Origin of the sequence: Mesorhizobium amorphae, assembly GCF_014843845.1 — a bacterium.
GTDB classification, from domain to species: domain Bacteria; phylum Pseudomonadota; class Alphaproteobacteria; order Rhizobiales; family Rhizobiaceae; genus Mesorhizobium; species Mesorhizobium amorphae_A.
In genome coordinates, this window is record NZ_JHQS01000123.1 from 1 (window position 1) to 12,759 (window position 12,759).

Consider the following 12,759-nt stretch of genomic DNA (forward strand, 5'->3'; position numbering starts at 1 on the left):
CCGCCGCCAGAGGCAAAGCCAAGTTGCAAAACGTTGGTCACGAGCTTCGCTGGCAGAAAGCTCAGCTGGAACGCCTCGAACAATGCATAGCCTGGATGCCGAAGCGGGTATGATATTGCGCTTAAATTAGCTTGAGCGCATATTTCGTCAGCCGTGCGCCTACCCCGTAAGCAGGTTAGGCGGCGACCCCGGAGGTGAACCATGCCCATGTATCTCTCGCGATTCAGCTATACGCCCGAGACCTGGGCGCGCTTGATCAACAACCCCGAGGATCGACGCGAGGCGGCCCGTTCGTACATCGAGTCGGTGGGCGGAAAGCTGCACGGGTTCTGGTACGCCTTCGGAGAGCATGATGGTTGGAATCTGTGGGAGGCGCCAGACAACGTGTCGATGGCATCCGTCGTACTTGCCATTGGTGCGGGGGGAGCGCTCAGCTCGTACGAGACCACCGTCCTCCTAAGCGTCGAAGAGACGATGGAAGCCCTTGGGAAGGCGAAGTCGATCCGGTATCGCCCGCCGGGATCGTAAAGGGCGGCCCAGAGCGGCAATCTCGTCACAGGACTCGCCATCGGCCTTGGCATTGCGGTTCGGTCTGGCCCTGCCCTGGCGGAGCCCGGCGGCACTATGATGCTGACGCCGGCGCAGTTGGCCATGCTCATCGAAGGCATCGACTGGCGTGCGCCGAACCCCGGTCCAGCGCCCGCCATGCCTGGCAAACCGTTTGATGTCAGCGCCTCTTCCAAGCCTAGTGTTTGTCGGGCAACAGCACTCTGAGTGACACCCAACTCTTCCGAGGCAACCCGGAAATTGAGCTGGCGCGCTTCTCTCTCAAATATGAGTAGTGAGTTTAGCGCAGCACTAAACCACGATAATCTTGTGAAAAATCCGATACTCGGGCACAATTTGTGTACGGAAATGGACAGCTATCTCAAGTCCGGCCTGTCGCGTCGCGTGACAGTTCGCGTCGGAGGAGCGGCGTCGATGGATCAGGGGTTCTTTCTTCTGTTCGCTGCGGCGTCCGTAGTCGCGGCTCTGACCTTGGTCCTGGCGCGGAATCCAGTTCACAGCGCATTGGCGCTGATGGCGTGTTTCCTGCAGGTATCGGCGATCTTCGTCTTGCTCGCGGCACCGTTGCTCGCGGTCATCCAAATTTTCATCTACGTCGGCGCGATCATGGTCCTGTTCCTATTCGTGATCATGATGATTGATGTGCGCGAAGCGGTGTTGCAGCGGTTCTTGCCGGGCAGCAACCTGCCTGTTCTGGTGCTGCTCGTCCTGCTTGGGGTCGAGATGCTTGTACTGGTGCTCAGGAGCGACCGCTTTTCGGTCGCGGAGCCCGTCGCAATGCGCACCGGCGGTGAGGTCAGGCAGCTCAGCACGACGCTTTTCGCCGACTATCTCCTGCCGTTTGAAGTCGCCTCCGTCATCCTGCTGGCGGCCCTGGTAGGCGCCATCGTGCTGGCGCGGAAGGAGCCGCAGTGATGGTGCCGCTCTGGTGGTATATCGTGCTGGGAGTGGTCCTGTTCGTGATCGGTGCGGCGGGCGTACTGCTCAGACGCAATATCCTGGTCGTGCTGATGTCGCTGGAACTGCTGCTCAACTCGGTCAACATCAATTTCATCGCTTTCGGGCATTACTACGACGACTTCCGCGGGCAGATTTTTGCAATCTTCGTCATCGCAATCACTGCGGCGGAGGTTGCCGTTGCCCTCGGCATCTTGGTCGCCCTCGCGAGGAACAAGTCCACTCTCAAGGTCGACGAAGTGACCATGATGAAAGGATAGCCGGTGATATCGATCCGGCCGCTGCTTGCCGTTGCCGTCGCAGTTCTGGCGGCCCTTGCGGTTCTCCTTCTAAACAAACGCGAGAAACTTCGCGATGCCGTCTCGCCGTTGGCCGCGATCGCCATGTTCGCAATTGTCGCGTCAATGGCGCCCACGGTGCTGGCGGGCGGGACAGTCGATTTGCGCCTGTTCGAGATTCTGCCGGGGATCGACTTCGCTTTCCGTGTCGATGCGCTCGGCATGGTATTTGCCACCGTCTCGTCGCTCCTGTGGATCGTGGCGTCGATCTATTCCATCGGCTACATGCGGCACTTGAATGAGCATGCGCAGACCCGGTTCTTCGCCTGCTTCGCCGCCAGCCTCGCGGCGGCCGCCGGGGGCGCCTTTGCCGCCAATCTGTTCACGTTGGTGATCTTCTACGAGGTGCTGAGCCTCGTTACCTATCCGCTTGTCTACCACCACGAGAACGAGGAGGGATGGACGGGCAGCCGCAAGTACCTCGTCTATTTGATGGGCGCGTCGAAAAGCGTGCTTCTGGCCGCGCTGGCGTTGACTTACCACATTGCCGGGTCGCTCGACTTTGTGGCGGGGGGACTGCTGGCGGGGGTCGACGCGTCGGCGCCGCTGCTGACCGTCGTCTATTTTTGCTATCTCTTCGGCTTCGCCAAGGCCGCGGTGATGCCGATGCACGCCTGGCTGCCTGCCGCGATGGTGGCGCCGACACCGGTTAGCGCGCTCTTGCATGCGGTGGCCGTCGTCAAGATGGGTGTGTTCTGCGTGCTGCGCGTGGTGTTCCACGTCTTCGGCACAGGACTGGTGGGCGGGCTGGGGCTAGGCATCGCCACGGCCTATGTGGTCTCGTTCACGATCCTGATGGCGTCCATCTACGCCCTGACGCGGGACGACCTGAAGGCACGGCTCGCCTATTCGACGGTCAGCCAGCTCTCCTACATCGTGCTGGGCGCGGTCCTGCTGTCGCCGGCCGCGATGGTCGGCGGGATCATCCACATCGCGGCGCATGCATTCTCGAAGATCACGCTCTTTTTCTGTGCCGGGGCGATCTATTGCGCGTCTGGCAAGCGGAACATCAGCGACATGGCCGGCATCGGCCGCAGACTGCCCTGGACGATGGGGGCGTTTTTCATCGGTTCGCTCAGCATGATCGGGGTGCCGCCGACTGGGGGCTTTATCAGCAAGTGGTATCTGGCGCTCGGCTCGGTGGAGGCCGGGGAGACCCCGTTCCTTATCGTGCTCTTGGTAAGTTCGGTCCTTAACGCCGCCTACTTCCTGCCGGTCAGCTATGTCGCCTTTTTCGGGACGGAGGCGCAGGAATGCCCGGCGACCGTTCGTGAAAATCCGATGTTGACGGTCCCGCTGGTCGCGACCGCCATCCTGTCGGTGGCGATGGGCATCTTCCCGGACTATTTCCTCGCCCTTGCGGAAAGGGTCGTCAGATGATCAAGCGCGTCGTCGATTTCTTTGGCGATGAGAGACATGCGAAAAGGCGTCGCCGGCTATTCTATCTGGTGCTCGTCCTGATCATCATCGCCGACTTTCTGGTCTTCCGCGAACACGCCGAATACCTGTGGGAGCGACTGCCTGGCTGGTCTGCTCTCTATGGCTTCGGCTCCTGCGTGCTTCTGATCTTCGTGTCCAAGTTTCTTGGCCATCAGTGCGGGCTGATGCGGCGCGAGGACTACTATGACTGACTTCGTCCACCCCGGCCTGTTGTTCATTCTCGGCGCGCTGCCGATCCCCATCCTGAAAGGGTCTGTCCGCAAGGCCTATGTGCTGCTGATCCCGACGCTGGCTATCCTGGCCGTGCTCACGATGCATCCTGGTAGCTACGGCGCGGCGCGGTTCATCGGGCAGGAAATCATTGTGGCGAAGGTCGACAAGCTAAGCATCCTCTTCGCCACAGTTTTCAGCATCATGGCATTGATCGGCATGGTCTATGCGTTGCATCTGACGCGCGCAGGACAGCATGTGGCGGCGTTCGTCTACGTCGGCAGCGCGCTCGGGGTAGTGTTCGCCGGCGACTACCTGACCCTGTTCCTGTTCTGGGAGGGTATGACGTTTGCCTCTGCCTACCTGGTCTTTGCCCAGCGCAGCGATCAGGCGCTCCGCGCAGGGTTCCGCTACCTCATGATCCATATCACCGGCAGCATTGCCCTGCTCGGCGGCATCATTCTCCATGGGTTCGCCACCGGTTCGCTGCTCTTCGGCCCGATCGAGGGGGGGCTGGGCTTGGCCACCTGCCTGATCCTTGCCGGGTTCTTGCTCAACGCCGCGGTCCCGCCACTCAACGCCTGGCTGACCGACGCCTACCCGGAAGCGACCGTCACCGGGGCCGTATTCATGAGCGCCTTCACCACGAAGACCGCCGTCTATGTGCTGGCGCGGGCGTTTCCGGGGACCGATCTTCTTGTCTGGCTCGGGATTGTGATGGCGCTTTACGGCGTTATCTACGCCGTGCTGGAGAACGATTGCCGGCGGCTCTTGGCCTATCACATCGTCAGTCAGGTGGGCTACATGGTGGCGGGCATCGGCATCGGAACCGAGATGGCGGTGAACGGCGCGGTCAGCCATGCCTTCGCGCATATCCTCTACAAGGCGCTCCTCTTCATGGGCGCGGGGGCGGTGATCCACGTCACCGGGCGGCGCAAGCTCACCGAACTCGGAGGGCTCTACAAAACCATGCCGGTAACCCTTGCGCTCTACATGGTTGGCGCCTTGGCGATCTCGGCATTCCCGTTCTTTTCAGGCTTCGTCACCAAGTCGATGGTGGTGGCTGCCGCCGGACAGGATCATCGAGCGCTGGTGGTGTTGGCGCTGACAATGGCGTCGTCAGGGACGTTCCTGCACACCGGGCTCAAGCTCCCGTACTACATGTTTTTCGGCACGGACCAAGGGCTGGAAGCGCGAGAACCGCCGCGCAACATGCTGGTTGCGATGGGTATGGCAGCGGTGCTCTGCATTGCAATCGGGGTGTTCCCCCAGACGCTCTACGGGCTTCTGCCCCATCCGGTCGACTTCGATCCCTACACCGGCGTCCATATCACCGAGAGCCTCGGCGTGCTGATGTTCACCGCCTTGGGCTTCGTCATCTTCCTCAGGGCGCTCGACCCCGAGAATACGATCAGCATCGATACCGACTGGTTCTACCGCATGGGCGCGCGGCGCTTCATGTGGCTCGCCGAAAAACCGCTGGCGCGCTACGAGAAGGCGGTGAGTGACGTGTCCGAGACCGCGGCGCTGCCCTTTCTGCACGGGATGGCACGGGCAGGACTGCGGATCGACCTGCGCGGCGTGGACGCCTTCGTGAACGCCATCGCTCGCGCGATCCTGCGCGGCGGTGGGGCGCTGCGGCGACTCCAGAGCGGCGTCGTGACCCATTACGCGCTGGCGATGATCGCTGGTGTGATCGCGGCTATCGCCGTATTCGCTGTGGCGTGGCGGTAGGGGGCGCGATGACGATCCCTTTGCTTAGCCTCATCGTGTTCACGCCAGCCGTCGGGGCGGCGGCGCTGATGTTTATCCGGAACGACGATGTGGTGCGGTGGATGGCACTGGGTGTCACTGTCCTCGACTTCGCGTTTTGCATCGCCATGCTGGGCGGCCTTGACACCTCTACCCATGAGATGCAGTTCACCGAGACGCGCCCATGGGTGCCCGCGCTAGGGATCACATACGCACTTGGCATCGACGGGATCAGCGCACCCTTCGTGTTCCTAACCGCGCTGTTGGGCTGGATCTGCGTGCTTGCCTCGTGGGTTGCGATCGACCGCAAGGTGAAGGAGTTCATGGTCAGCCTGCTGGCCATGCAGGCACTGATGCTTGGCGTGTTCTGCGCGCTGGACCTGTTCCTGTTCTACGTCTTCTGGGAGGCGATGCTGATCCCGATGTACCTGATCATCGGCGTCTGGGGTGGCGACGGCCGGGTCTATGCGGCGTTCAAGTTCTTCCTCTACACGCTGGCAGGCAGCCTGATGTTCCTGATCGGCGTCATCGTACTCTATTTCCACGGTGGTGAGACCTTCGACATCCGCACCCTGATGGCGCAGGATTTGCCGTTCCAGATCCAGTCATGGCTGTTCTTCGCCTTTCTGATCGCCTTCGCGGTCAAGGTGCCGATGGTCCCGGTCCATACCTGGCTGCCGGACGCCCATGTGCAGGCACCGACGGCCGGCAGCATCATCCTCGCCGCCGTGCTCCTGAAGATGGGCGCCTACGGATTCCTGCGGTTCTCGCTGCCAATGCTGCCCGAGGCGACGGTGCATTATTCGACGCTGATGCAGGTCCTTTCGGCTGTTGCTATCGTCTATGGCGGATTGCTCGCCTTGGCGCAGGACGACCTGAAGAAGCTGGTGGCCTATTCCAGCATCAGCCACATGGGCTTGGTGACGCTGGGGATTTTCACGCTGAACCTCCGTGGGCTCGAGGGCGGAATCCTGCAGATGTTCAATCATGGCGTGACGACGGGCGCGTTGTTCCTGTCCGTGGGTCTTATCTACGAGCGGACCCATACACGCAGCATCTCGGATTATGGCGGGCTGATGAAGGCGGCGCCGGTCTATACGGCGTTTCTTGCACTATTCGCCCTGTCGTCGATGGCGCTGCCGGGAACGAATTCGTTCGTGGGCGAGTTGCTGGTGCTGTCAGGCGCGTTCGCAGCCAACCTCGCTGTCGGCGCTGCCGCCGTTCTAGGGGCCTTGCTGGGAGCGGCCTATCTGCTTGGCATGTATAGGAAAGTCGCGCTCGGTCCGGTCAGCATCGGCTTGCGGTTCAAGATCCGCGACGTGAACGCCCGCGAGATAGCGGCGATCCTGCCGCTAGCCGTCTTCGTTCTTTGGATCGGACTCTATCCGAAGCCCTTTCTCGAAATCATCGACGCCTCGGTGAAGCATCTACTAGCGCAGGTGCACGGTAAGGGGGGCGCCCAATGACCGCCGCCGTGCTTTTCCAGTCGACTCTAGCGAGCTTGCCCGAGATCGTGGTGGTTACCGGGGCCTGCATCCTGCTGATCCTGGGGCAGTTGGTGCGGAAGGGGCAGCAACAATTCCTTGTCTGGGCTTCAATCGCGGTCGTGCTGATTGCCGCCCTGGGGACACTCATGCTGGCGGGCGAGGTGCGGCCGGCCTATTCGGGCATGTTCATCGCCGACCGCTTCGCGGTCTTCTTCAAGGTCGTGTTCTACCTGGTCACAGTTCTGACATTCCTTCTTTCGCGAAAATATGCCGAGATCGAAGGGATCGGGAGCAGTGAATACTATGTGCTGCTGCTCTTGGCGCTTTCGGGAATGATGATCATGGCCTCGGCGACCGACCTCCTGTCGATCTATGTGGGCCTCGAACTGATGGTGCTCTGCACCTATGTGCTGACCGGCTTCCTGCGGCAGCAGCAGCGGTCGAACGAAGCGGCGTTGAAATACGTGATCCTTGGCGGGGTCTCGACCGGGATTTTCCTCTACGGCGTTTCTCTGATCTACGGGCTCACCGGCACGACGCAGTTGGACAGGATGGCTGCGGCGGTGACTGGTGATCCTCTCGATCCCGGATTGCTCCTGGCTGTGGTTTTTATCGTCGCGGGGCTGGTATTCAAGGTCGGCGCGGTGCCGTTCCATATGTGGGTGCCGGACGTCTATGAAGGCGCGCCGACGACGATCACCGCCTTCATGTCGGTGGGGCCCAAGGCAGCGGGGTTCGCTGTGATCCTGCGGGTGTTCCTCAACCCACTGGTCGCAGCCTCGAACGTCTGGATCATCGTCGCGGTCATTGCAGCAGTGACGATGGCGCTCGGCAGTTTCGTGGCGCTGGTGCAGGACAATTTCAAGCGCCTCTTGGCCTATTCCAGCATCGCCCATGCCGGGTTCGCCATGTTCGGCGTGGCGGCCGGCGGTGCGGACGGGGTCGCCAGCGTGATGCTCTATTTGCTGATCTATGCGTTCATGAACCTCGGCATCTTCGGCATCGTCATCATGATGCGGAACGGCGATTTCTCGGGCGAGGTCATCGAGCACTACGCTGGTTTCGCCAAATCGCATCGCGGACTGGCGCTTCTGATGCTGCTTTATCTGTTCTCGTTGGCCGGCATTCCGCCGACAGCCGGGTTCTTCGCCAAGTTCTACGTGCTGGTCGCGCTCGTCGAGCGGGGTTTCGTCATGCTGGCGGTGATCGCAGTGCTGCTGAGCGCCGTTGCCGCCTACTTCTACATCCGCATCGTGATGGTGATCTACATGCGCGAGCCAGAGGGCGCGTTCGACCCGGCGCTGACGCCCGCGGTCGGCGCCACACTCGCCTTCACCGCTGCCGGCACCATCGGCATCGGCCTGTTTCCGGCGTGGTTTCTAAGGCTTGCTCAACATGCCGCAATTGGCGGCTGATCGATTGGATTTGCAATGATCCTGCCGACGGAATACTCTGGCCGTGCAAGAAAGGAATGCCCAAGTCGCTTTCCAGGGCGCCCGCATCACCGGTCCCAAAGGGGTCGGTAGTGGCCTGAGCAGAGCCCTCGGTGGTTGACCCGGGCTACGCGACGTGACCGGAATGGAGTTCCTGCCGGTTCTTTTCATGGTCGCCGGAATTGTTCTGGTGGCTATGGCTACGCTTTTCGTTTCCTCGCTACTGCGCCCATCCAATCCCTATCCCGCGAAGAACATGCCCTATGAATGCGGCATGGACCCGGCTGGCGAAGCCGCCGGAGGCCGCTTCAGGGTGCAGTTCTTCATCCTCGCGATCCTATTTGTCGTCTTCGATGTCGAGACGATGTTCCTCTTTCCCTGGGCCGTTGTCCTGAAAGAAATCGGGCTGGTCGGCTATGTCGAGATGTTCATCTTCATTTTGCTGCTTCTCGTGGGCTTCGCCTACGCCTGGCTGAAGGGGGCGCTGGAATGGGAGGAGTAAACAACGCGATCCGCGACAGCGTGCTGTTCACTACGGCCGACAGCCTGATCAGCTGGAGCCGAAGGTCGGCGCTGTGGCCCGAAACATTCGGCATTGCCTGCTGCGCCATCGAGATGATCTCGGCGGGGTGTGCCCGCTACGATCTCGACCGCTTCGGCGTAGTGTTCCGGCCTTCGCCGCGCCAGTCCGACGTAATGATCATCGCCGGCACCATAACGCGGAAGTTCGCGCCCGTCGTGCGCCGGCTCTATGACCAGATGCCGGAGCCGCGCTGGGTCATCGCCATGGGCACCTGCGCCATCTCGGGTGGGGTCTACAACACCTATGCCGTGGTGCAGGGGGCGGAGACCTTCGTGCCGGTGGACGTGCATGTGCCCGGCTGCCCGCCGCGACCCGAGGCGCTGATGCACGGCTTCCTTCTGCTTCAGGAGAAGATCAAGAAATCCAGGGCGCTGGCCGGGACGCCTCTGGACCGGGTCACGGTACCATGAGCGCGGAGACGTCCCTCATCCGCACCCTGATCGCGGAACGTTTCGGGGAGGCAATCGAGGAGCTTGGCTTCTCGCATGGGGTTCACGCTTTCGCCGTTCCGCCTGACATGATCGTCGAGCTTTGCCGGTTCCTCAAGAAACACCCGGCGCTGCGGTTCGATTTCCTGTCCGACATCTGCGGGGTCGATCATTACCCCGAGATGCCCCGCTACGAGGCGGTGTACCACCTCTATTCGCTGCCGAACAAATGGCGCGTTCGCATCAAGTGCCGCCTCGGCGATCCGCCGCGGGTCCAGTCGGTGACGGGGGTCTGGCGCACCGCCAACTGGCACGAGCGCGAGGCCTGGGACATGTACGGGATTAGGTTCGAGGGCCACCCCGACCTGCGCCGGATCTATATGTGGGAAGGCTTCGAGGGCTTCCCGCAGCGCAAGGACTTTCCGCTCCGGGGCTACAAGGACAAGCTGAACCCGTTTGGCGCCGAAGGCCCGCCGCCGACACAGCCCGACCTTGCCACCAATGACATTCCATAGGGAGGCCGTTCCACACCGGGACTTGAGATGACCGAAGTCACGGAACTGAGCTTGCCAGAAGCCGATGCGCCCCACGCCAGGGAGGTGCTTCTCAACCTCGGCCCGCAGCATCCCAGCACGCATGGGGTGCTGCGGCTCGTCCTCGAGTTGGACGGCGAATATGTCGCACGCGTGGACCCGCATATCGGCTACCTCCACCGGGGCACCGAGAAGCTGGCCGAGAGCTTCACCTACACCCAGATCTTCCCGCTGACCGACCGGCTCGACTACCTCTGCCCGCCCTCGAACAACCTGGCCTTCGCACTGGCGGTGGAGAAGCTCCTGGGCATCGAAGCGCCGATCCGCGCGCAATATATCCGCGTGCTGATGGCCGAACTGGCGCGGATCTCCGGCCATCTCCTGATCATCGGCGCGCTCCCGATGGACCTGGGCGCCATGACGGCGTTGCTTTACGCCATGCGCGAGCGGGAAATGATCATGGACCTGATGGAGATGATCAGCGGGGCGCGCATGCACACCTCCTTCTGCCGGGTCGGCGGTGTGCGCGAGGACCTGCCCGACGGGTTTTTCCCCAAGATCAGGGAGTTCTGCGATATCTTCCCGAACCGGATACGCGACTATGAACGGCTGCTTGAGAACAACCGCGTGTTCCTGAAGCGCACGCAGGGGATCGGTGTGATCTCCGCCGCGGACGGCATCGATCTCGGCCTGAGCGGCCCGAACCTGCGCGCTTCGGGCGTCGACTGGGACATCCGCCGCGACGAGCCCTATGAGATCTACGACCGGCTCGCGTTCAACGTTATTACCCGCGATGAAGGCGATTGCTACGCGCGCTGGCGATGCCGCGTCGAGGAAATGCGCGAGAGCGTACGGATCATCGAGCAATGCCTCGACCAGATGCCCGACGGGCCGTTCCAGATCGACATGCCGACAATCGCCTTCCCGGTGGACAAGGATCGGGTGCACTGCTCGATGGAGGCGCTGATCCAGCATTTCGACCTGTCGGCCTATGGCTTCAAGGTGCCGAAGGGCGAGGTCTACTCGGCGATCGAGGCGCCAAAGGGCGAGCTCGGCTTCTACATCATCAGCGACGGGTCGCCAAAACCGTTCCGCATGAAGGTCCGGGCACCCTCGTTCGTCAACCTTCAGGCACTGTTCGGGGTCACCAACGCGCGCTACCTGGCGGACATGATCGCCGTACTCGGCAGCCTCGACCCCGTGATGGCGGAGGTGGACAAGTAGCAGGGAATTGGACGCGATAACCATGCGCGAAAAGATCGAAGAGGCAGCAGCACGGTATCCCGACCAGCGCTCGGCGATCATGCCGGCGCTTCTGATCGCGCAGAGAGAACATGGCCATCTGCCCGGCCCGGTGCTGGAAGAGGTCGCCGACATCCTTGGCGTCGAGCGGATCTGGGTCTACGAACTCGCGACCTTCTATACCCTCTTCCATACCGAGCCGGTGGGTATGTTCCACCTGCAACTCTGCGACAATGTCTCCTGCATGCTGTGCCGATCCGAGGACCTGCTGAGGCACCTGGAGGAGGTGCTGGGGATCAAGAATGGCGGCACGACCCCGGACGGGCTGTTCACGCTTTCGACCGTCGAATGCCTTGGCGCTTGCGAGATGGCCCCGGTGATGCAGGTCGGCGACGACTATCACGGCGACCTCGACATCACGCGGATTGACGCGCTCTTGGACAGGCTCCGGGCGGCGGCGGAGCAAGTGCCTGGCCCCGATCTCGCCCCAGCAGCACTGGCGGGTGAGTAGCCCCATGTTCGAACCGGTCCTTCTCAGGAACGTGGACGTGCCGGATGGCCATCTGCTCTCGACCTACGAGGCCGGCGGCGGCTACCAGGCACTGACCAAGGCGCTTCGCGAGCACACGCCCGACGAGGTCATCGACCTCGTCAAGAAATCCAACCTGCGCGGTCGCGGCGGGGCCGGATTCCCAACCGGGGCGAAATGGAGCTTCGTGCCTAAGCGTGCCGGCAAGCCGAAATACCTGTGCTGCAATGCCGATGAGGGCGAGCCGGGCACCTTCAAGGACCGGATCATCATGGAGCGTGACCCGCACCAACTGATCGAGGGCATGGCGATCAGCGCCTACGCGATAGGAGCAGAAACCGCCTATGTCTACATCCGCGGGGAATACACGCTGGCGATCTGCCGGCTGGAGCGGGCGATCGCCGAGGCTCATGCGAAGGGTTATCTGGGAACGCGGATTCTGGGCTCGAATTTCAGCTTCGTCGTGCACGTCCATTGCGGCGCCGGCGCCTATATCTGCGGCGAGGAGACCGCGATGCTCGACTCGCTCGAAGGCAAGCGGGCGCAGCCGCGTCTGAAACCGCCGTTTCCGGCGGTCGAAGGGCTCTACGCCAGCCCGACCGTGATCAACAACGTCGAGACGCTGGCCTGCGTACCGCATATCGTGGAGCGAGGGCCGGATTGGTTCCGCGGCATCGGCCCGGACAAGAGCCCCGGCCCGAAGCTCTATTGCCTCAGCGGACAGGTACGGAAACCGGGCCTTTACGAACTGCCGATGGGGATACCGCTGCGCGAACTGGTCGAGGACTGCGCCGGCGGGCCGCTACCGGGGCGCAAGCTCAAGGCGGTGATCCCAGGCGGGGTCTCGGCGCCGCTGATCCCGGAGCGCGGACTGGACGTGCGGATGGACTTCGACTCGCTGGCCGCCGCTGGCTCGATGCTCGGCTCGGCCGGGGTGATCGTGATCGACGACTCGACCTGCGTTGTCAAAGTCGCCACCCGGATCATCGAGTTCTTCCACCACGAGTCCTGCGGCAAGTGCACCCCCTGCCGCGAAGGGTTGAACTGGGTCGTGAAAGTCCTGCGCCGGGTCGAGGCAGGCCAGGGCGCGCTGGGCGATCTGGAACAGCTGGAGGCGCTCTGCAAAGGCATTTTCGGCAACACGTTCTGCGCTCTGGGCGACGGCGCGGCGATGGGCCTGCGGGCAGCACTGGCGCATTTCGAGCATGAATTCGTCGCGCATATCGAAGAGCGGAGGTGCCCGTTTCACTGAGGAGGGCG

The 12,759-nt window shown here is 62.3% G+C and carries 14 protein-coding genes; all 14 read left to right on the top strand.

From position 1 onward, the window contains the following. Nucleotides 1-201 precede the first annotated feature (201 nt). Nucleotides 202-528, top strand: a complete 327-nt coding sequence (locus DH08_RS31695) for a GYD domain-containing protein (protein WP_192183167.1) — start codon at nt 202-204, stop codon at nt 526-528. Nucleotides 529-981: 453 nt separating this feature from the next. After that, entirely contained in the window at nt 982-1,482 is a 501-nt protein-coding gene (locus DH08_RS31700; protein ID WP_192183195.1) for an NADH-quinone oxidoreductase subunit J, read from the top strand. Then, nucleotides 1,482-1,784 (top strand): NADH-quinone oxidoreductase subunit NuoK, encoded by a 303-nt coding sequence (gene nuoK, locus DH08_RS31705; RefSeq protein ID WP_192183168.1) that lies wholly within the window; start codon nt 1,482-1,484, stop codon nt 1,782-1,784. Before DH08_RS31700 ends, nuoK begins: the two co-directional genes overlap by 1 nt. A gap of 3 nt (nt 1,785-1,787) precedes the next feature. Next, nucleotides 1,788-3,242, top strand: a complete 1,455-nt coding sequence (locus DH08_RS31710) for a proton-conducting transporter transmembrane domain-containing protein (RefSeq protein WP_192183169.1) — start codon at nt 1,788-1,790, stop codon at nt 3,240-3,242. Then, on the top strand, nt 3,239-3,493 hold the full coding sequence (locus DH08_RS31715) for a hypothetical protein (RefSeq protein WP_192183170.1): 255 nt from the start codon (nt 3,239-3,241) through the stop codon (nt 3,491-3,493). The genes DH08_RS31710 and DH08_RS31715 overlap by 4 nt, the downstream gene beginning before the upstream one ends. After that, a complete protein-coding gene (locus DH08_RS31720) occupies nt 3,486-5,246 on the top strand; it encodes a Na(+)/H(+) antiporter subunit D (RefSeq protein WP_192183171.1) in 1,761 nt (586 codons plus the stop codon). Before DH08_RS31715 ends, DH08_RS31720 begins: the two co-directional genes overlap by 8 nt. Before the next feature lie 8 nt (nt 5,247-5,254). After that, complete coding sequence (locus tag DH08_RS31725) at nt 5,255-6,730, top strand: NADH-quinone oxidoreductase subunit M (RefSeq protein WP_192183172.1); 1,476 nt, start codon at nt 5,255-5,257, stop codon at nt 6,728-6,730. After that, nucleotides 6,727-8,166, top strand: a complete 1,440-nt coding sequence (locus DH08_RS31730) for an NADH-quinone oxidoreductase subunit N (protein ID WP_192183173.1) — start codon at nt 6,727-6,729, stop codon at nt 8,164-8,166. Before DH08_RS31725 ends, DH08_RS31730 begins: the two co-directional genes overlap by 4 nt. 154 nt (nt 8,167-8,320) lie before the next feature. Then, nucleotides 8,321-8,686, top strand: coding sequence for an NADH-quinone oxidoreductase subunit A (locus DH08_RS31735; protein ID WP_192183174.1), 366 nt, complete (start codon nt 8,321-8,323; stop codon nt 8,684-8,686). Next, nucleotides 8,674-9,177: a NuoB/complex I 20 kDa subunit family protein gene (locus DH08_RS31740; RefSeq protein ID WP_192183175.1), complete on the top strand. Its 504-nt coding sequence runs from the start codon at nt 8,674-8,676 to the stop codon at nt 9,175-9,177. Before DH08_RS31735 ends, DH08_RS31740 begins: the two co-directional genes overlap by 13 nt. Beyond that, nucleotides 9,174-9,710, top strand: a complete 537-nt coding sequence (locus DH08_RS31745; RefSeq protein WP_192183176.1) for an NADH-quinone oxidoreductase subunit C — start codon at nt 9,174-9,176, stop codon at nt 9,708-9,710. The genes DH08_RS31740 and DH08_RS31745 overlap by 4 nt, the downstream gene beginning before the upstream one ends. A 27-nt stretch (nt 9,711-9,737) precedes the next feature. Beyond that, nucleotides 9,738-10,952 carry an NADH dehydrogenase (quinone) subunit D gene (gene nuoD / locus DH08_RS31750; protein ID WP_192183177.1) on the top strand — a complete coding sequence of 405 codons (1,215 nt, stop codon included), beginning with the start codon at nt 9,738-9,740 and terminating at the stop codon, nt 10,950-10,952. 16 nt (nt 10,953-10,968) lie between these two features. Beyond that, nucleotides 10,969-11,481: an NADH-quinone oxidoreductase subunit NuoE gene (gene nuoE, locus DH08_RS31755; RefSeq protein WP_192183196.1), complete on the top strand. Its 513-nt coding sequence runs from the start codon at nt 10,969-10,971 to the stop codon at nt 11,479-11,481. Nucleotides 11,482-11,485: 4 nt separating this feature from the next. Next, nucleotides 11,486-12,751, top strand: coding sequence for an NADH-quinone oxidoreductase subunit NuoF (gene nuoF, locus DH08_RS31760; RefSeq protein ID WP_192183178.1), 1,266 nt, complete (start codon nt 11,486-11,488; stop codon nt 12,749-12,751). The last annotated feature ends 8 nt before the right edge of the window (nt 12,752-12,759 follow it).

Coding starts and splice junctions, on each gene's coding strand:
- DH08_RS31720 (WP_192183171.1), top strand. CDS start 3,486: ATGACTGACTTCGTCCACCCCGGCCTGTTGTTCATTCTCGGCGCGCTG.
- DH08_RS31725 (WP_192183172.1), top strand. CDS start 5,255: ATGACGATCCCTTTGCTTAGCCTCATCGTGTTCACGCCAGCCGTCGGG.
- DH08_RS31730 (WP_192183173.1), top strand. CDS start 6,727: ATGACCGCCGCCGTGCTTTTCCAGTCGACTCTAGCGAGCTTGCCCGAG.
- DH08_RS31745 (WP_192183176.1), top strand. CDS start 9,174: ATGAGCGCGGAGACGTCCCTCATCCGCACCCTGATCGCGGAACGTTTC.
- nuoD (WP_192183177.1), top strand. CDS start 9,738: ATGACCGAAGTCACGGAACTGAGCTTGCCAGAAGCCGATGCGCCCCAC.
- DH08_RS31700 (WP_192183195.1), top strand. CDS start 982: ATGGATCAGGGGTTCTTTCTTCTGTTCGCTGCGGCGTCCGTAGTCGCG.
- DH08_RS31695 (WP_192183167.1), top strand. CDS start 202: ATGCCCATGTATCTCTCGCGATTCAGCTATACGCCCGAGACCTGGGCG.
- nuoK (WP_192183168.1), top strand. CDS start 1,482: ATGGTGCCGCTCTGGTGGTATATCGTGCTGGGAGTGGTCCTGTTCGTG.
- DH08_RS31715 (WP_192183170.1), top strand. CDS start 3,239: ATGATCAAGCGCGTCGTCGATTTCTTTGGCGATGAGAGACATGCGAAA.
- DH08_RS31740 (WP_192183175.1), top strand. CDS start 8,674: ATGGGAGGAGTAAACAACGCGATCCGCGACAGCGTGCTGTTCACTACG.
- nuoF (WP_192183178.1), top strand. CDS start 11,486: ATGTTCGAACCGGTCCTTCTCAGGAACGTGGACGTGCCGGATGGCCAT.